Genomic DNA, 16,162 nt, shown 5'->3' on the forward strand with positions numbered 1-16,162 from the left:
TAAATCCCTGACGGCTCGAAAGTGGGCAATACTGTAATTGTTGGGTTTGGTATAAGTAGCGTTGTAGCCATGCGATTGCCATATAGACTTCAAACGCAATTAATAATCTTTTGGGAAGGGTATAAAAAATTAAGTTAGGGAGTAGTGATTCTTTAGCAAGCAGCCAGCCATCTGTGGGGGAATAAAAATACTGACTGATGGCTACATCAATGGCGCTGTGCTCAAGCGTTAGCGTAAAGATAATCGCCAGCACCAGTCCGAGCACGGTCTGTCTACTGGCAAAATTTTTTAATTTAGCGATCTGTATACTCATCTATTTTGAACCATCTATCTTGCCGTCACTGTCGCTAGAGTTGGACGCACTTTTTATGTCTAACATTACTTAAATGGCTCTAATTACCCAAATAGCTTTACTGGATAACTTTACTTGATAAATAATGGTTTGCCTTGTACCGTTTGCGCACGCACATCAAACAGTTTTAATAAGGTTGGGGTAATGGCATCATGGGTGAGCTCAGTATTAGACGGCACTGCTTGAATGCCTGAGTGCTTACCTGCCCAAAACATCGATGCGACGTGTTTTTGCGCTTTAGGCGCGATTTTATAAGGCATACCATGTAAATAAATGCCGTTTTCGCCCAAACTTTCACCGTGGTCACTGACATACAGCATCGCTACTTGGTGGGTGCTGTCGTATTTGTCTAACCAGTTCACCGTTTTTGCCAAAAAGTCATCGGTGGCAAGTAGCGCATTGTCAAAGGCATTAATCACGCTTTGTGGGTCGCATTTGGCAAGTTCATTGCTTTGACAGACTGGGGTGAATTTTTCAAATTGCTTATCATATCGTTTAAAATACGCAGGTCCGTGATTACCCATTTGGTGCAGCACAATTAGGGTGTCCTGGTTAAGCGTATTCTGGTTGGCTTGTTGTTTGACGTAGTCATCTAAGCCTACTAGCATACCCACATCGCGGCACTCGCCATAGGGGTTGGTATTACACATCGTATTGTTGCGCGCGGTTTTATAATCGACAAAATCTGCCGCGGGCAAACGATTAGTGACGCCTTTTGAGCTTGAGTTGTTATCACGCCACAAGATATTAACCTTTAGGCGATTTAAAGTATCAAGTACGTTTTCTTGGTAGTTGGCGGTATCCACATCGTAGTCTTTCATACCAATATAACTAAACATACAAGGCACCGAATAAGCGGTTGAGGTACCGCAGGCGATGACTTGGTTAAAATTAGTTACCCCAGCCGTCGCTGCCATCTGCGGGAAGGTGGTTCGGTTATACCCATTTAGCTGCACATGGTCGCCGCGAGCGGTTTCCCCGACCACCAATACCACCAGTTTTGGCTTACGGGTGGTGGGATTGCTCACCTGCACCGCATCGGTTGCATGCATGATTTGTGTTTTGGGAGCTTGTGCTTGTTTGAGCTGTATACTGGCAAGTTTACCCAGTGCATATACAGGGGTTGCAGGATTGGTATAGCTTCGTAGCTGTTTATGTTCACGGAAAAAACTGGCGTAATTTTTACTCATCACCAAAATCGGCAACACCACCAAGCCGAGGCTGACTAAATACGTCAAGCCGCGCTGCAATAGACTGCGCTTGATGGGGGGAAATGTGACCTTTTGCCACGCCACCCACGCACTAGGCAATACCCCAAGCAATAAAATGCGTAAGATAAAATTGACATTAAACAAATCGGCGCTTTCTGCTTTATCGGTTTGTAGCGCGTTTTGTAGCATATTCACATCATAGACAGTGCCATAGGTATCAGTAAAATACGCCGTGACTGCCGCGGTCAATAGCAAAAAAATCAATACCGCTTTAAGGGTATAACGATAGCTAAGCAGCACAATAACCAGTAGCATCACACCGCATAGCACCAACGGCAATGAGCCTATAAAGCCAATATGCTGGGCAAACGGATAGACTTCAGTGGCTTTATCAAAGAAAGTAACGTTTGCGCTCAGGGTCAAAAATAGCGCGACAACACCCATCATCACATAAGCATTGATACCTTGAGTACTGACACTTTTAGTATTACTACCTTGCTGACGCCATGCTACCCATCGAGAGTTATTCACTGACATACGATTACTCACCTTATCCAAATGCACCAAAAAATAGCCATTATATAATAACCAAATTTAGGATGAGGCTATCATACAGATTTAGCTTAACTGAAACTTAAGACACCCATCCATCAAGCAATTATGCTAAAAAAACCACCGCAATCGCTACAAACATTAGGTGGTGACAGCGACAAAGAGAGTTGATAACGCTAAGCGGTGGCAGGCTGGAAACTGGCAAACGGAATAAAGGCAAGCAATGGCTCATAATCCTGTTTGAGCTCACGTTTTCGATAATAATCTTCCACCATACGCGCTTGCTGCTCTATACCATAACGACCAAATGGCTTATTGGGTTGCAGCTCATAGCTATAGCGCCGATTGAGCAGGGCGCGGCGAAACACCTTAACGCCTTGTTGGATTTGCCAAACATGGGTCAATTCATGCACCAGCCACGCGCGCAGATAGACATTTTGCTGACTAAAATCATCACAAAAATCTGCTGGATGAAAATACACATGACCATTGGGACTGACCGCATAGCCTTTGAGTACCCACCATGCGGTTTTTAGGCGTATACTATCAAGCTGTAACGTATCACCAAAGACGCTACCCGCAATGGCTTTTTCGCCCTCCGTTAGTGGACGGCATCGAGCAGGTTGTTTTAAAAAACACATTATCATTTCACAGAGTTTGTCCAAGATTTGGTTAACCTAAAAAAGCCATCACGGCTTGCCAACGCCTTGACAGTTTTTATTTTTAGCAAAAAATACTGGATAACAATTACAAGTTTGTTGGTATCCTAGTTACTATTTTATACTAAATCAACATGACCTAACCAAAACGTGCGCTAATTAAAACGTGAGCTAATTAAAAAGGAGGGCTTTATGCCATTAGAATCCGTTGCCATCAATAACTTTGAAAACAACAGCATTGACGACCCTGAACTCAAATTGCGGGTCGAAAAATTGTATGACAGCTCGCCTGAGTTTGCTACAGGTCGTGATGCTGTGGCGTTTTTTGAAAAGGCCTTTGCCAAAGGTGATATCCTGTATTTGGGGATGTTTAATGAAAAACCGATTGCCGCGATTGGCTGCTTTAATGAAGGTATCGAGTCTAGCCGCTTGCTACAGTACATCGTACTACATCCTGCCAATCGCGGGCGCGGGCTTGCACCCAAATTCGTCAAGCAAGTCACCGACATTGAGCGCAAAAAAGGCAATACCAAGTTTGTACCTGGCTGCGGCGCAATTCATCGTATTTTAGCCATGTACGAGTTGATATAACTTGGGATTTTGCCAGTTACTAGCAACTTTTTGCAAAAAGTTTGAAATAGTGCTTGACACCTTTGGCGATTTTTAGTTTAATAGCCGCTCAAATACTGATGCTGACAAACATGGCGCGGTAGCTCAGTCGGTAGAGCAACGGATTGAAAATCCGTGTGTCGGCAGTTCGATCCTGCCCCACGCCACCATTATTTGTCTTAGGTATAAATCGATTAACCCCAAGCTTATTAGTTTGGGGTTTTTTGTTGTCGGTTATTTTTATATCATTGACCCCTATCAATTACCGCCAAACTTAACTGTCTAGCGGTTTTATCAGCTTAAATCTTGGCACAGCTTTGCCATTGACTTCCACCGTTTCAGCAAACATCTCAAGCGGTCGCACCCACACCCCATAATCGCCATAAAGGGCACGATAGACAATCAGTTCTTCTTCACTCTCGCTATGCTTGGCGATGTGCAGTACTTGATACAGATTGCCTTTGTAGTGCTCATAAATACCCAATTTAATCTCAATCACGAGTTTTGACATCCAACAATTCAATGTCAAAGGTTAAGTCTGAATTTGGTGGGATTTTACCGATTTGGCGCTCACCATACGCCAAGTGACTTGGCACGATGAGTTTGCGCTTGCCACCGACTTGCATGGGCATGAGATTGGCAGGGTCTTCAATTTGGCTGTCATAGCCGATTTTTTGCGCGTATTCGCTACCCAAAACACCCACGTCCCAACCTTTAATCACCCGCCCTGTGCCAATCACGGCTTCGAAGGGTTGCCCGCGGTGATGCGATGAGTCAAATACCGTGCCATCTGGCAGATAGCCCGTGTAATGCGCGGTAATCAGTGCCCCACGCTCGGCAGTTTTACCTGTGCCGATAATTAGGTCTTGGAATTGCAGTTTACTTGTCATATTTATTTTCCGTTATTTTCGTTATTTCCCTTATGGGATAGTTGGGTAAACTCTTGTACTTGCTGACACAATATGTCCCATAGGTTAAGCTGGGCGTTGACGCTGCCCCACGCATTATGGGGGGTAAAAATCACTCTTGGGTGGTCTTTAAGTGTGAGTAATGGGTCGTTGTCTTTAATCGGTTCATGTTCAAACACATCTGCCCCATAGCCTAATAATTTACCTTGTGTAACGGCATCAGCCACCGCCTGACTATCGACCACGCCACCGCGCGCAACATTGATAATCAACGGTTTTTTTGTCATTTTGGCAATGCTATCGGTATTCACTAAATGCTGCGTGTGCTCCGTCAATGGACAATGCAGGGTAATGACATCGGACTGAGCAAGGACATCATCAAACGCGCTATAGTCGCTATTTCTTGGCGGTTTGTTTTGGTGTTCGGCTATCAATACTGTCATACCAAAGACTTTGGCAATTTCCCCAACCCGTTTGCCAATTGTGCCATAGCCAATAATGCCCAGCGTTTTGCCTTCAAGGTCAATGAGTGGCGTATCGAGCAGACAAAAGCGCCCATCTTTTTGCCAGTCACCCTTGACCACTTCATGATGATAATGGCGAGCCGCTCGCATGGCTGACAGCATCAGCATAAAGGTATGTTCGGGGACGCTTTTGACCGCATAGCCTGCGACGTTTTTAACAGCAATGCCGTGCTTGTCACAAGCGTCTTTATCGACGTTGTTCATCCCTGTGGCGGTCAGTTGGATGAGTTTGAGTTTTGGGAGTTGCGCGATAATTTCGGCGGTAAGCTCAACTTTATTGGTGATAACAATATCCGCGTCTTGGCAACGCTCAATGATGATTTTGGGGTCATTGGGCGTTTGCGCATACACTTGATAGTCGCTAATGCCGTTTGGGGTTGTTAATGCTAAATCAGCGGAAAAGGTGGCTCGGTCGAGGAAGATGGCTTTCATTTTTAAATTCCTTTTTATTCAAATAGTTCGCTATGTGTTCCTGCACGAGTAAAATAAATTGTCTCAAATTTTGTGATGGTTTGAATTTTGTAGATTAATAAAAAATCGCTGCCCACATGTAACTCTCGAAATCCTGCCCAATTTCCTTTTAGTTCATGGTCTTTCCACTCTGCCCCTAACGGCTCATTATTGGCAATTAATAACAGCATGACTTCTTTGAGCCTGACCATGTCATAACGCCCTGTTTTCACTAGCCTTTGCCAATCATTCAAAAAATCTTTGGTAAAATCTGAGGCTCTTGGTAAATTCGTGCGTTTTGAATTAATCGGCTTTTTCGAGGGCATCAAACAATTCCTTGTTACTGCTAAATCGGGCTTGCTTGTCTGCAATCATGGCTTCAACATCTTGCATCGCTCGTTGCGTGGTGGCGTTAGGAATTGCGACGTCAAACGGAATAGACTTTGTTGCCGTAACTTGACGTAAAAATAGACGAATCGCTTGCGCAGGCTTAATACCCAGTTCGTCAAACACTTCAAAGGCTTGGCGCTTTTCATTGGCATCAAGTCGAAATTGATACATAGTTGATTGTGTCATAGCTACTGACCTCTATAAAAAGCAAAAAATGTAGTGATATTGTCACTACATTTTAAAATAAAATTATTGGTTAAGCAATATACACTTTAGGAAATCGTCACTTTGGCATACGCTTTTTTGCCGGCTTGAATGACCACCGTTTGTCCTGCACTGAGGGCAAATCCTGCATCCACGACCTGACCATCCACTTTCACCGATTGGTTTTTCAAAAAGTCTTTCGCTTGCGCTGAGTTTTTTACCAAATTGGCTTGGTTTAACACTTGGGTGATAAATAACTGCGCTTGCCCATCAAGGCTAATCGTCACCTCTGGCAAATCCACTGGCAACTCACCATCTACCAAACGATTGCCCGCTGATTTGTGAGCATTTTCGGCGGCTTCTTTGTCATGGAAACGCTCAATCAGCTCTAGTGCCAAAATACGTTTGACTTCTTGCGGATTGCGCCCGTTTTCGATGTCCTTTAGCAAGGCTTCGACTTCATCCATGGATTTGAAGCTAAGTAACTCGAAATAACGCGCAATCAAAGTGTCTGGCATGGACAAGATTTTTTGGTACATTGAGCCTGCGCTGTCATAAATGCCGATGTAATTGCCAAGCGATTTACTCATTTTTTGTACGCCGTCTAAGCCTTCCAAAATCGGCACGGTGATACACACTTGTGGCACTTGACCATAGCGAGATTGCAAGGTGCGACCCATGAGTAGATTAAAGGTTTGGTCAGTACCACCTAGCTCAACATCGGCTTGCATGGCGACTGAGTCATAACCTTGCACCAGTGGGTACAAAAATTCATGAATAGAAATCGGCGTTTGACTGTGATAGCGTTTTGAGAAGTCATCGCGCTCGAGCATACGAGACACGGTTTGCTGGCTTGCCAAACCAATCATGTCACCTGCCGACATTTTGCTAAACCAATCGGAGTTAAACATCACTTGGGTTTTAGCGGGGTCAAGGATTTTAAATACTTGCTCTTTATAAGTTTGCGCATTCTCCAAGATTTTTTCTTCAGACAACGGCGGACGAGTGGTATTTTTACCCGTTGGGTCGCCGATGCGCGCGGTATAATCCCCAATCAAAAACAACACTTGGTGTCCCAAATCCTGAAAATGCTTAAGTTTATTGATTAAAACCGTATGACCCAAGTGCAAATCGGGTGCGGTCGGGTCAAACCCTGCTTTGACTCGCAGTGGGCGGTTTTCTTGAAGTTTTTTAATTAAATCGTCTTGCGAAATAATTTCGTGCGTACCACGTTGGATGAGTTTGAGTTGTTCTTCTGCTGCTAAAAATCTATGAGTAGAATCGGTCATGCTTACCTCGAAAAAAGCGCGGGTTAAAACGGCTGAAAAAAAAGTGAAGTTTAGCCATTATAGCAAATTTGCAGATAAAATAAGGCAGGCTTTTAGTATGCTATAATCAAAGCACTCTCTACTTTGACAGCCCGAACGAGAATAATTATGAGCCAAACGTTGCCGACTGGACTACCTGCCAACCTGCCTTTTGATGAAGGATTTTTTAGCCATTTTACCGACATCATGGATGATATGATGAGCACCAAAGAAAACCCGCTTGCCGACTCGCCGTATGTGATTGGCATGATGGGTGGCACCAGCCTTGACGGGCTCGATGCAGTGCTGTGCCAGTTTTATGAGATTGATGAAGACAATGATGAGCCTGTCGAGATTTTGGCGACGGTGAGCGAGCCGTTTCCCGCTGATTTACGCGCCGTGTTGTTAGCGCTCACTCAACCAAACGGGGTGGCACAACTCATCGCTGATGATAATTTGGCGTTCGAGAGCGAACTGGATGTATTGGGTTGGGCGAGTGTATTTTATGCTGAGTTTGCCGCAAATTTGGTCAGTCAATTGCTCGAGAAAGCGCAGGTGACCCCTGATGAAGTAACCGCGATTGGTTGTCATGGGCAAACCGTACGTCATCGCCCACAGTGGTCATTTAGCTTGCAACTGCTTGACCCGAATGTACTCGCTGAGCGCACTGCTATTGCGGTGGTGAGCGATTTTCGGCGCCGTGATATGGCAGTGGGTGGGCAAGGCGCACCACTCGTGCCTGCGTTTCACCAAGCCATGTTTGCTACACCGCCTTATCATGCCGATAAAGTTATGCCAAAAGTGATTTTAAATTTAGGCGGTATCGCCAATATCACGGTACTTGATGGCAGCGATGAGGTGATTGGATTTGATACAGGGGTGGCAAATTTGCTCATTGATGGTTGGTGTCAGCGTCATACCGAGCAAGCTTATGATCACAATGGCGATTGGGGAAAATCCGGGCAAGTGCTTGAGCCGTTATTAAATTTGCTTTTGACCCACCCATTTTTTGCCAAGCCGTTTCCAAAAAGCACTGGGCGAGAGGAGTTTAATTTGGCTTGGCTTGACGCTATGCTAGAACAATTGGGTCAGCAATTCCCTAATTTGGCGTATTCACCTGCCGATGTACAAGCGACATTGGTGGAGCTTACCGCTAAATCCGTCAGCGATGCCATTGTGTCCGTCACTGATGGTGCGCAAGGCGAGTTGTTTGTCTGTGGTGGTGGGGCGTTAAATGCCTATTTAATGAGCCGTTTACAAGATAATTTAGCTACTTGGAGCATACAAACCACCGACAAAATTGGGTTGTCGCCGTTGTGGGTGGAAGCCGTAGCGTTTGCATGGCTGGCTCAGCAGACGATTTTGAACGTACCGAGTAACTTGCCCAGTGTCACCGGGGCAAGTAAAAAAGTGGTATTGGGACAGGTGTGTTTTTAACACGTCGTGTGTGTTTTACGTCGACAATGACATTGATAGTACTGATATATAGCACTGGTGTATAGCGCTTATCTTATAGCCCTTAACTTATAGCCTTTATACTGGGCTTTGATCATCTTTGGGTAAGGGCTAATGTTGTCCAACTGGCTAAAGATTATATACAATCAACCTAAAGACGTTAAAGTTATTGTGTTTACACTCGTACACTATTTTTGCTAAACTTTCATAAAATGTTATTCAAAAAATATTATTCAAAAATTCGAGCATAAAATGACCACAAAAATTAGCCAAAAAAAGCCCCGCTACGACGAACGCCCCGACCATGAGCGTATTGTCATCACAGGCATGGGAGCCATTACCCCGCTAGGACTCGATGTAGAGAGCACTTGGCAACGGCTCATTAATGGCGAAAGCGGTATCAAAGCGATTAGCCATTTTGACGCCACTGACTACCGCGCACAAATCGCCGGCACAGTGGATGGGTTTGATATCGGCTTGTACATGAACGCCAAAGACGCGCGTCGGTATGACACCTTTGTACAATATGGTGTTGCCGCAGCAGCACAAGCCTTGAAGCAAGCAGGCTTTATCAGTGAGTTGCAAGCCGCGCCTGTACAGCAGGTTGACCCCGACCGTATCGGGGTGATCATCGGCTCAGGGATTGGCGGTATCACCACCATTGAAGATACAGCGGTAAAGCTTCATAGCGACAGTCCGCGTAAAATCTCGCCGTTTTTTGTGCCCTCAGCCATTGTGAATATGGCAGCTGGGCAAGTGGCGATTCGTCATGGGATTAAAGGGTTAAATCTTGCCATTTCTACCGCTTGTACCACAGCGACTCATGCGATTGGCTTGGCGGCACGGTTGATTGCGTATGGCGATGCTGATGTGATTGTAGCGGGCGGCTGTGAAAAAGCCTCAAGCCAACTCGGTATTGGTGGCTTCTCAGCAATGCAAGCGTTATCAACGCGTAACGATGCACCCACCAAAGCCAGTCGTCCATTTGACAAAGACCGTGATGGTTTTGTGCTAGGTGATGGTGCAGGCGTGCTAGTAATGGAAAGCCTTGCCCACGCCAAAGCGCGCGGTGCGACGATTTTGGCAGAGTTTGTCGGCTTTGGCATGAGTGATGATGCCAGTCATATCACTGCGCCACCGGAAAATGGTGAAGGTGCCGCTATGGCGATGCGTCACGCCTTGAGTGATGCTGGCATTGCCCCCAGTGACGTTGGCTACATCAATACCCATGGCACCAGTACCCCAGCGGGTGATGTGGCAGAAAGCCGTGCGATTGCGGGTATCTTTGGTGAGAACATGGTGGTAAGTTCCACCAAATCGATGACCGGTCATCTATTGGGTGCTGCAGGCGGTATCGAAGCGATTTTCACCGTTAAGGCGCTACAGCAACAAATATTGCCACCGACCATCAATTTGGATCATCAAGACCCTGAGTGCAAGCTTGACTATGTACCGCATACTGCCCGTAAAGTCGACCACTTAACCCATGCGATTTCTAACAGTTTTGGGTTTGGGGGAACCAACGGCTCGCTGCTGTTTGCCAAGTGGCAGTGACGATAAATAGCAATCACTGTGATGACAACATTGACCCTTTCATTAATCTTTTAACGGTGTGAATTTTGAAAACGGCTATTGAAATTGTAGCCGTTTTTTCGTTAAATGAAGCTACCCTATTTCATCCTTAACGCTGGACACCATTCATGTCAGGATTTGCCTTCTCCCACCAATTTTCAAAGCGCTGGCTTGCCACCCCTACCCCTGTCAAACACGCCATTATTCAAGAACTCGATGATATCGTTACCTTACTTTACCCCGATACTGATCTTGATGAGTATCAATTTAGCGTGCCTAATCTGCATGATAAAGTCGAGGAATTACTGGCTATCGAGCGTGACCACCAAGAAAAATTACAAGCGCAAGCACGTGAGCGCGAGCTTGAAGAACAACGCCTAGAACAAAAAAGATTGGAACAACACAGGCTAGAACAAGAACGCTTAGAAATCGAGCGTTTGGAGAAAGAGCGCCTTGAGCAACAACGACTTGAACAAGCACAGTTAACACAAGAAAACGAAAAAGAACGCCAAGTGCAAGAAGAACGTCTACAACGCGAACGCCAAGCACAAGATAACGCAGCCATTGCGCTACTCGAGCAAGAACGCGCCATTGCCAAACAAGCGCATCTGGCAAAACAAAGCAATCCTCCCCAACCAGCGACGCAACTATCAACTGGCTCAAACGAGGGTGCAAATTACCAGCTAGATGAACAAGCTCAAACCAGTGATAACGCAACCAGCGATATCACGATTGAACGCCATCGCAGTGAGATGGTCTATGCTATTGATCACACTGATAACTTTGCTGACCCGTTAGCTGATGACCCAACAGCGGCCGTGTTGACCCAAGAAACGAGCGTTACTAACCCACTTGCCGATATTGACAACCCATCTATCGCCACCATGCCCGCTATTGAACAAATCAAACAAGATATCGTCAAACAGCTACAAGGCTATATCGACAACTATTTGCTCGAATCAATGACGCTGATGAATGAGGATTTGAATCAATGGCTTAAAACCGAAGTAGAAAAACAGCTGACGGTTCGTTTATCACAAAGCCATTAAACAGGCACTTGACTAAAGATATCGTTAGATAACCCATAGTGATGACGGGCTTTGATACATTGCTCGTCACCGACTTGTACCGATTGGCAGGTGCTTGAGCGTTTATCATAGATTTGGCAAGCCACCGAGTTACCAACTTCGCCCGCTAATGCAATACATCTGACCGGCTTTGTTTCGGTACCTTTCATACAGGTATAAAAATCATTGACTTTGACCGTCATCTCCTCGGGGATACCGAGTGCCTCGCCTTCTGCCCAATAAAAAGACACCCGATAGTTAGCGCAACATGCGCCACAGTGCATGCAGATATCGCTATCCGCCTCTGCGATTGATTTAAAAAAAATTTCTGCCATTGCTACAATGCCATGTCATTATCATTGTTAACTACCCGTTTCGTCCAAAACGGCTAAAAATTTAATATCAGCCATGCAACACTTTATAAATGGTATTGGCCATCACCTTACCAATGCCATTTACTTGCCCAATTTCATCTTGTGACGCACCAAGCAGCTGCTGCAAGCCGCCAAAATGATTGAGTAACTCTCGGCGGCGTTTTTCCCCCAACCCAGGGATGGCTTCTAGCACTGAGCTTGAGCGGCGTTTATCACGTTTTTTGCGGTGTGCGGTAATTGCAAAGCGGTGCGCTTCATCGCGGATATGCATAATCAAATGCAGTGCCTTGCTATCAGCTGGCAAATCGAGCGGCTCACGGTCAATAAAATGCAGTACTTCAAGCCCAGCCTTGCGACCTTCGCCTTTTGCCACCCCGACGAGCAAGGTTTGGGTTAAAATCCCCAGCTCGCTCAGTACGTCTTTTGCCATATTAAGCTGCCCCTTACCGCCATCAATCAGCAATAAATCTGGCAGCGGCTGTTTGCTATAGCGGCGGTTTAATACTTGCTTCATGGCGGCATAGTCGTCACCGCCCGTGATGCCATGAATGGCATATTGGCGATAGTCGCGTTTACGTAGCCCGCCTTGGTCAGCGACCACACAGCTGGCGATGGTGGCTTCACCCATGGTGTGGGAGATATCAAAACATTCGATACGGTCGAGCGATTTGCCTTGCAGCGCCTCTTTTAATACCGCATTGAGTGCGTTAAAGCGAGATTTGACTTCCAAATAATCGCCCAATTTGGTTTGCAGGGCGTTGTTGGCATTCATTTGGGCAAGGGTGAGCCATTCGCTCCGCTGCTCACGAACTTTGGTTTTTATCGTCACCTTTTTGCCAAAGGTTTCAGTTAAGGCTTCTGTCATCGCGGTTTGGTCGGGCAACTCATGACTTATAATCAACTCTTCGGGCAAATCATCACTGACTTGAAAATAAAATGAGCTGACAAACTCAGACAAGTTATCCGCTATATCATTTTCACTATCCACATCAGGAAAATAATTGTTGCCACCCAAAACCTGCCCATTACGCACATTCATGACATGCACACAGGTAATGCCCGCTTGACTGGCGATAGCGATGATATCGGCTTCACCTTTGACCGTATATACCGCTTGTTTGGCTTGTACTTCGCGTAGCATCGAGAGTTGGTCGCGATACAAGGCGGCTTGCTCAAAGTTCATGTCTTCAGCCGCTTGCTCCATTTTACCCACCAATTTGACTTGCAAATCCGTGCCTTCACCTTTTAAAAATCGAATGGTGTTGTTGACGTCATCGGCATAGTCTTCGGGCGATACCAGCCCGACACACGGCGCTTTACAGCGTTTGATTTGGTACTCTAGGCAAGGGCGTTGACGCTGGGCAAAAAATGCATTGGTACATTGGCGCACCATAAACATTTTTTGCATCATTAATAAGGTCTGTTTGGCGGCATGCGCCGAAGGAAAAGGTCCAAAAAATCTGCCTTTTTGGTGTTGCCCTTTGCCGCGCCCATAGGCAAGTCTTGGATAAGGTTTATCGGCTGAGATAAACACGTATAGATAAGATTTATCATCACGCAGTAGCACATTGTAGGGCGGGCGATGCAGCTTGATAAGGTTTTGCTCAAGCAGCAGCGCTTCGGTCTCTGAGCGGGTTATGATGGTTTCGATGTTGTCGATACGTTGCACCAGCGCCCGCGTTTTGGGGTGGTCGATGGTTTTGGCAAAGTAGCTATTGACGCGGCTTTTGAGCGATTTGGCTTTGCCCACATAGATGATGTCGCCATTTTTGCCCAGCATTTTATACACACCTGGCAAGTTGGGCAGACGCTTAATCAAGTGATCCAATCGCGCTTTGCGGTCGGCAGTCGCTGCAGCAATTTCAATGGTTGCAGGGTCAATACTGGGCGTTTTGTTTTTGGGCATTGCTTGTTTACTATTTCACGATTTTTATACTATATTAAGTTAATTCAATCACTTTTCAATGCAAGTAAGATTAAACTTTAACAGGGACAGCCAGATATAAAACCCTTCTACCCGCCTAACAAGTCATCATGCGATATCCTTGCTTATGTCCTCGCTGCATATAATGGTAATCGTAAAAAGACTTTTACAAGTAGCTACTATCTGCTAAAAATCTATTCACTAAAAATCTTTGCCACTTTTGACCCGAATAGTTTGTCCAGCCGGGCGTTTTTTTACCCAATTGATAAATTTTTGCATCTCGGTATGTTCTTTTAGCCGCTCAACCGTATGGTAGTAGCTAGATAATTCTTGGTTACTAAACACTTCATGCACCTGCACATGACAAGCAGGACACAGCATGGCGATGTCGTTTTTCATTTCATCACGGCTAAATTCGCGTTTGGTACGGGCTTTGTCGTGGCGGGATTTGGGAATCAGATGATGCTGGGTTAATTCAACTTCATCACGTCCACACAATTCACAAGGTGGCGATGGCGCTTTTTCAGCCAAAATCGCCTCCCAGAATGCTGCATCTTCGTTATTTTTTGCTTTACCTTTTGCCATTAATTTGTCACGCTTTGCTATCAGTTGTATCCATCATACAATAGCATTGTTGCTTTGCCAATGGCGTGTTGTACAATGCTTTTTTCATGTTAAAAACGAGTCTGCCATGTTATTCAATTTATCCAAGCTATCTAAGCTAAGCCAAACCTTTCAATCTCAAGCCAAAGACTACTTTAATCCGTTTCATAACCCCAAGTTATTAAAGCAGTTTTTTAACTTTTATCCGCCATATTTTGGGGCAGGTATCCGTGTTGACACCCTTGATTTCGCCAACCATCATATTCGCGTGCGTTTACCCTTAAACAAACTCAATCAAAACATCGTCGGCACCCAGTTTGGGGGCAGTTTGTATTCGATGACCGACCCATTTTTGATGATTTTGTTGATGCAAGCCTTGGGCAATGCGTACGTGGTATGGGATAAGGCGGCAAGCATTGATTTTGTTAAAGCGGGCAAAAGCGATGTGTTTGCCGATTTTCACCTTGATGACACCGAAATCGATACCATAAAAGCCTTAGCAAAGGATGGTAAAGCAGTGTTCCGCAATTATGACGTACAAGTGGTTGACGACCAAAATGAAGTGGTCGCCACTGTCACCAAAACCCTGTACATTCGGTTACGAGCCTATAGTAAATCAAAAAACCAAACGGTCAGAATTTAGCGGAAGGACGTTAGTCTTTGACTGCTAAGGTAATGGTATAAGTTTTACCTTGCTTGATTTTATCTGAGTTACCAAACACTTCAGTAAATGAGCGTTTCATAAAGTCCCGCAAGCCGTTGATGGTTACCACATAGAACCGTGCGCCACTCTCCATCGCATTGTAGGCATCGAGCAAATATAGATAATGCTGTTCCTTACTGGCTTTGGCAGGTAAGTTACTCATCACTAGGCTAAATTTTTTGTCTTTTTCAACATCCCGAAAGCCATTGGATAGCTGAACTTGGGCATTATTTAAATGGTTTTTTTGGCAGTTAATTTTGGCATATTCCACCGCCACAAAGTCTTTGTCGATGAGCAAGTGCTGTCCGTTTGGGCATTCACGGGCGGCCGTCATACCCAGTACGCCATAGCCACAGCCTAGGTCGATTGAGTGGTCATCGTCTTTGAACTCGATATAGTCAAGCAGCATAAGGCTACCCTCATCGAGTTTTTCGGGCGAGAAAATTCCCCAAGTGCTGGTAAAGTGAAACGGCTTGCCAAGCACGTCTTGGGTGAACTGGATGTCTTCGCGCCAGTGGGCAGATTTTTTGAGTAAGTCGGTGGGGATTTGGTGCATGGAGTTTCCTTTAAAGGTTATATTTTAGGCTTTTGAGTAATAAGTGTGGTAACGGTTTGATGACTAGCAACCCAGTTGGCAGTTTCTTGACAACGATAACCAATAATTTTGATAATTTTGTTATAAATGCTTAATAGTTTTTCATCAAAAATCGGCTCATGATGGGCAATGCGATTGCGTAATCGGCGAACGATATCTAAATCATTATGCAAATGCTCACGATTTTTTTGCACAGATCTTGATAGATTAGCATGGGGAAAAATAAGTTGGAATTGGCTATTCCAAAGCCTAGTATCGTGGCGCTGTGTGAGCATGGCTTGCCAAAATACAAAGTTTAATTCGGGTATAATTTTTGGGATATAATTAAGGGTATGTTGTTTCGTTGCTTTATCTAAATCTGTTCTTTGATTATATTTTGGTTTTGGATGATTAGGTAAACTATTAATAAACATATGATTATTGACCCAATTACTACCGTACTGCGTATAGAGCATTTCAGCAATGGCATTACGAATCGTGACTTCACAAATATGTAATGGAAACAAAAATGCCCCCGAAATTTGAGCATTCCAAAGGTACAATTCAACGGCTTGCTCTCTTGTTTTGGTCTTATTTTCATAAGTTTGCATTCTTTCAAAAGAAAGCGTTTGGAAAATTTGATTAAGCTGTGTTGAATTCATTTAATAAAATCCGTATAATACGTACTATGTGAGCTAGAGGATACGTGAGCGAAAGCTTCCAC

General features: G+C 45.0%; 18 protein-coding genes, 1 tRNA gene and 1 pseudogene. 6 read left to right on the top strand and 14 right to left on the bottom strand.

The window, feature by feature from the left end; genetic code table 11:
• The 3 genes and pseudogenes from RT034_RS10290 to RT034_RS10300 all read right to left on the bottom strand — a co-directional run.
• Window positions 1-313, bottom strand: a pseudogene (locus RT034_RS10290) (hypothetical protein); the annotation flags it as partial.
• Window positions 314-423: 110 nt separating this feature from the next.
• Window positions 424-2,100, bottom strand: coding sequence for a phosphoethanolamine transferase (locus RT034_RS10295; RefSeq protein ID WP_313016424.1), 1,677 nt, complete (start codon window positions 2,098-2,100; stop codon window positions 424-426).
• A 191-nt stretch (window positions 2,101-2,291) separates the two neighbouring features.
• A complete protein-coding gene (locus RT034_RS10300) occupies window positions 2,292-2,756 on the bottom strand; it encodes a type IV secretion protein Rhs (protein WP_409566374.1) in 465 nt (154 codons plus the stop codon).
• Between the two features lie 210 nt (window positions 2,757-2,966).
• Between RT034_RS10300 and RT034_RS10305 the strand changes: the two genes are divergently transcribed.
• Entirely contained in the window at window positions 2,967-3,365 is a 399-nt protein-coding gene (locus tag RT034_RS10305; protein WP_065253908.1) for a hypothetical protein, read from the top strand.
• A gap of 112 nt (window positions 3,366-3,477) precedes the next feature.
• Window positions 3,478-3,553, top strand: a tRNA-Phe gene (locus RT034_RS10310).
• A gap of 104 nt (window positions 3,554-3,657) precedes the next feature.
• On the opposite strand, the gene RT034_RS10315 is transcribed toward RT034_RS10310, so the two are convergent.
• From RT034_RS10315 to tyrS, 6 genes are all read right to left on the bottom strand, one after another.
• Window positions 3,658-3,879, bottom strand: coding sequence for a DUF1653 domain-containing protein (locus tag RT034_RS10315; protein ID WP_313016473.1), 222 nt, complete (start codon window positions 3,877-3,879; stop codon window positions 3,658-3,660).
• Window positions 3,875-4,273, bottom strand: coding sequence for an FKBP-type peptidyl-prolyl cis-trans isomerase (locus tag RT034_RS10320; protein ID WP_313016428.1), 399 nt, complete (start codon window positions 4,271-4,273; stop codon window positions 3,875-3,877). Before RT034_RS10320 ends, RT034_RS10315 begins: the two co-directional genes overlap by 5 nt.
• Window positions 4,274-4,275: 2 nt before the next feature.
• Window positions 4,276-5,247, bottom strand: coding sequence for a D-2-hydroxyacid dehydrogenase (locus RT034_RS10325; protein ID WP_313016430.1), 972 nt, complete (start codon window positions 5,245-5,247; stop codon window positions 4,276-4,278).
• A gap of 14 nt (window positions 5,248-5,261) precedes the next feature.
• Complete coding sequence (locus RT034_RS10330; protein WP_313016432.1) at window positions 5,262-5,591, bottom strand: type II toxin-antitoxin system YafQ family toxin; 330 nt, start codon at window positions 5,589-5,591, stop codon at window positions 5,262-5,264.
• Entirely contained in the window at window positions 5,569-5,841 is a 273-nt protein-coding gene (locus RT034_RS10335; RefSeq protein WP_062333167.1) for a type II toxin-antitoxin system RelB/DinJ family antitoxin, read from the bottom strand. Before RT034_RS10335 ends, RT034_RS10330 begins: the two co-directional genes overlap by 23 nt.
• A gap of 86 nt (window positions 5,842-5,927) precedes the next feature.
• The gene (gene tyrS, locus RT034_RS10340) at window positions 5,928-7,148 is read right to left on the bottom strand and encodes a tyrosine--tRNA ligase (RefSeq protein ID WP_313016434.1); all 1,221 of its coding nucleotides are present in this window, start codon (window positions 7,146-7,148) and stop codon (window positions 5,928-5,930) included.
• A gap of 225 nt (window positions 7,149-7,373) precedes the next feature.
• Here tyrS and RT034_RS10345 point away from each other — a divergent pair, with 225 nt between their 5' ends.
• The 3 genes from RT034_RS10345 to RT034_RS10355 all read left to right on the top strand — a co-directional run bounded on the left by RT034_RS10345 (window position 7,374) and on the right by RT034_RS10355 (window position 11,242).
• On the top strand, window positions 7,374-8,603 hold the full coding sequence (locus RT034_RS10345; RefSeq protein WP_313016475.1) for an anhydro-N-acetylmuramic acid kinase: 1,230 nt from the start codon (window positions 7,374-7,376) through the stop codon (window positions 8,601-8,603).
• A gap of 270 nt (window positions 8,604-8,873) precedes the next feature.
• Entirely contained in the window at window positions 8,874-10,175 is a 1,302-nt protein-coding gene (gene fabF, locus RT034_RS10350) for a beta-ketoacyl-ACP synthase II (protein WP_313016436.1), read from the top strand.
• A gap of 146 nt (window positions 10,176-10,321) precedes the next feature.
• Complete coding sequence (locus tag RT034_RS10355; RefSeq protein WP_313016438.1) at window positions 10,322-11,242, top strand: hypothetical protein; 921 nt, start codon at window positions 10,322-10,324, stop codon at window positions 11,240-11,242.
• Here RT034_RS10355 and RT034_RS10360 read toward each other — a convergent pair.
• From RT034_RS10360 to RT034_RS10370, 3 genes are all read right to left on the bottom strand, one after another.
• Window positions 11,239-11,595, bottom strand: coding sequence for a YkgJ family cysteine cluster protein (locus RT034_RS10360; protein ID WP_313016440.1), 357 nt, complete (start codon window positions 11,593-11,595; stop codon window positions 11,239-11,241). The two genes, RT034_RS10355 and RT034_RS10360, sit on opposite strands and share 4 nt — an antisense overlap.
• Window positions 11,596-11,662: 67 nt before the next feature.
• The gene (gene uvrC / locus RT034_RS10365) at window positions 11,663-13,540 is read right to left on the bottom strand and encodes an excinuclease ABC subunit UvrC (protein WP_313016441.1); all 1,878 of its coding nucleotides are present in this window, start codon (window positions 13,538-13,540) and stop codon (window positions 11,663-11,665) included.
• Between the two features lie 219 nt (window positions 13,541-13,759).
• Window positions 13,760-14,143 (bottom strand): HNH endonuclease, encoded by a 384-nt coding sequence (locus tag RT034_RS10370; protein WP_313016443.1) that lies wholly within the window; start codon window positions 14,141-14,143, stop codon window positions 13,760-13,762.
• Between the two features lie 106 nt (window positions 14,144-14,249).
• Here RT034_RS10370 and RT034_RS10375 point away from each other — a divergent pair, with 106 nt between their 5' ends.
• Window positions 14,250-14,804 carry a DUF4442 domain-containing protein gene (locus tag RT034_RS10375; RefSeq protein ID WP_313016445.1) on the top strand — a complete coding sequence of 185 codons (555 nt, stop codon included), beginning with the start codon at window positions 14,250-14,252 and terminating at the stop codon, window positions 14,802-14,804.
• A gap of 10 nt (window positions 14,805-14,814) precedes the next feature.
• Here the strand turns inward: RT034_RS10375 and RT034_RS10380 are convergent, their stop codons facing one another.
• Both RT034_RS10380 and RT034_RS10385 read right to left on the bottom strand, forming a co-directional pair.
• Window positions 14,815-15,420, bottom strand: coding sequence for a class I SAM-dependent methyltransferase (locus RT034_RS10380; RefSeq protein ID WP_076775602.1), 606 nt, complete (start codon window positions 15,418-15,420; stop codon window positions 14,815-14,817).
• Window positions 15,421-15,437: 17 nt separating this feature from the next.
• Window positions 15,438-16,100 carry an Abi family protein gene (locus tag RT034_RS10385; RefSeq protein ID WP_313016447.1) on the bottom strand — a complete coding sequence of 221 codons (663 nt, stop codon included), beginning with the start codon at window positions 16,098-16,100 and terminating at the stop codon, window positions 15,438-15,440.
• Window positions 16,101-16,162: the final 62 nt, after the last annotated feature.

It is taken from the genome of Moraxella sp. CTOTU48841 (genome assembly GCF_032061225.1).
Taxonomy (GTDB): Bacteria; Pseudomonadota; Gammaproteobacteria; order Pseudomonadales; family Moraxellaceae; genus Faucicola; species Faucicola cinerea.

Excerpts from the sequence above, each read along its gene's own strand:
- RT034_RS10295 (WP_313016424.1), bottom strand. The coding sequence starts at position 2,100 with ATGTCAGTGAATAACTCTCGATGGGTAGCATGGCGTCAGCAAGGTAGT.
- RT034_RS10300 (WP_409566374.1), bottom strand. The coding sequence starts at position 2,756 with ATGTGTTTTTTAAAACAACCTGCTCGATGCCGTCCACTAACGGAGGGC.
- RT034_RS10305 (WP_065253908.1), top strand. The coding sequence starts at position 2,967 with ATGCCATTAGAATCCGTTGCCATCAATAACTTTGAAAACAACAGCATT.
- RT034_RS10320 (WP_313016428.1), bottom strand. The coding sequence starts at position 4,273 with ATGACAAGTAAACTGCAATTCCAAGACCTAATTATCGGCACAGGTAAA.
- RT034_RS10325 (WP_313016430.1), bottom strand. The coding sequence starts at position 5,247 with ATGAAAGCCATCTTCCTCGACCGAGCCACCTTTTCCGCTGATTTAGCA.
- RT034_RS10330 (WP_313016432.1), bottom strand. The coding sequence starts at position 5,591 with ATGCCCTCGAAAAAGCCGATTAATTCAAAACGCACGAATTTACCAAGA.
- RT034_RS10335 (WP_062333167.1), bottom strand. The coding sequence starts at position 5,841 with ATGACACAATCAACTATGTATCAATTTCGACTTGATGCCAATGAAAAG.
- tyrS (WP_313016434.1), bottom strand. The coding sequence starts at position 7,148 with ATGACCGATTCTACTCATAGATTTTTAGCAGCAGAAGAACAACTCAAA.
- RT034_RS10345 (WP_313016475.1), top strand. The coding sequence starts at position 7,374 with ATGGATGATATGATGAGCACCAAAGAAAACCCGCTTGCCGACTCGCCG.
- fabF (WP_313016436.1), top strand. The coding sequence starts at position 8,874 with ATGACCACAAAAATTAGCCAAAAAAAGCCCCGCTACGACGAACGCCCC.
- RT034_RS10355 (WP_313016438.1), top strand. The coding sequence starts at position 10,322 with ATGTCAGGATTTGCCTTCTCCCACCAATTTTCAAAGCGCTGGCTTGCC.
- RT034_RS10360 (WP_313016440.1), bottom strand. The coding sequence starts at position 11,595 with ATGGCAGAAATTTTTTTTAAATCAATCGCAGAGGCGGATAGCGATATC.
- uvrC (WP_313016441.1), bottom strand. The coding sequence starts at position 13,540 with ATGCCCAAAAACAAAACGCCCAGTATTGACCCTGCAACCATTGAAATT.
- RT034_RS10370 (WP_313016443.1), bottom strand. The coding sequence starts at position 14,143 with ATGGCAAAAGGTAAAGCAAAAAATAACGAAGATGCAGCATTCTGGGAG.
- RT034_RS10375 (WP_313016445.1), top strand. The coding sequence starts at position 14,250 with ATGTTATTCAATTTATCCAAGCTATCTAAGCTAAGCCAAACCTTTCAA.
- RT034_RS10380 (WP_076775602.1), bottom strand. The coding sequence starts at position 15,420 with ATGCACCAAATCCCCACCGACTTACTCAAAAAATCTGCCCACTGGCGC.
- RT034_RS10385 (WP_313016447.1), bottom strand. The coding sequence starts at position 16,100 with ATGAATTCAACACAGCTTAATCAAATTTTCCAAACGCTTTCTTTTGAA.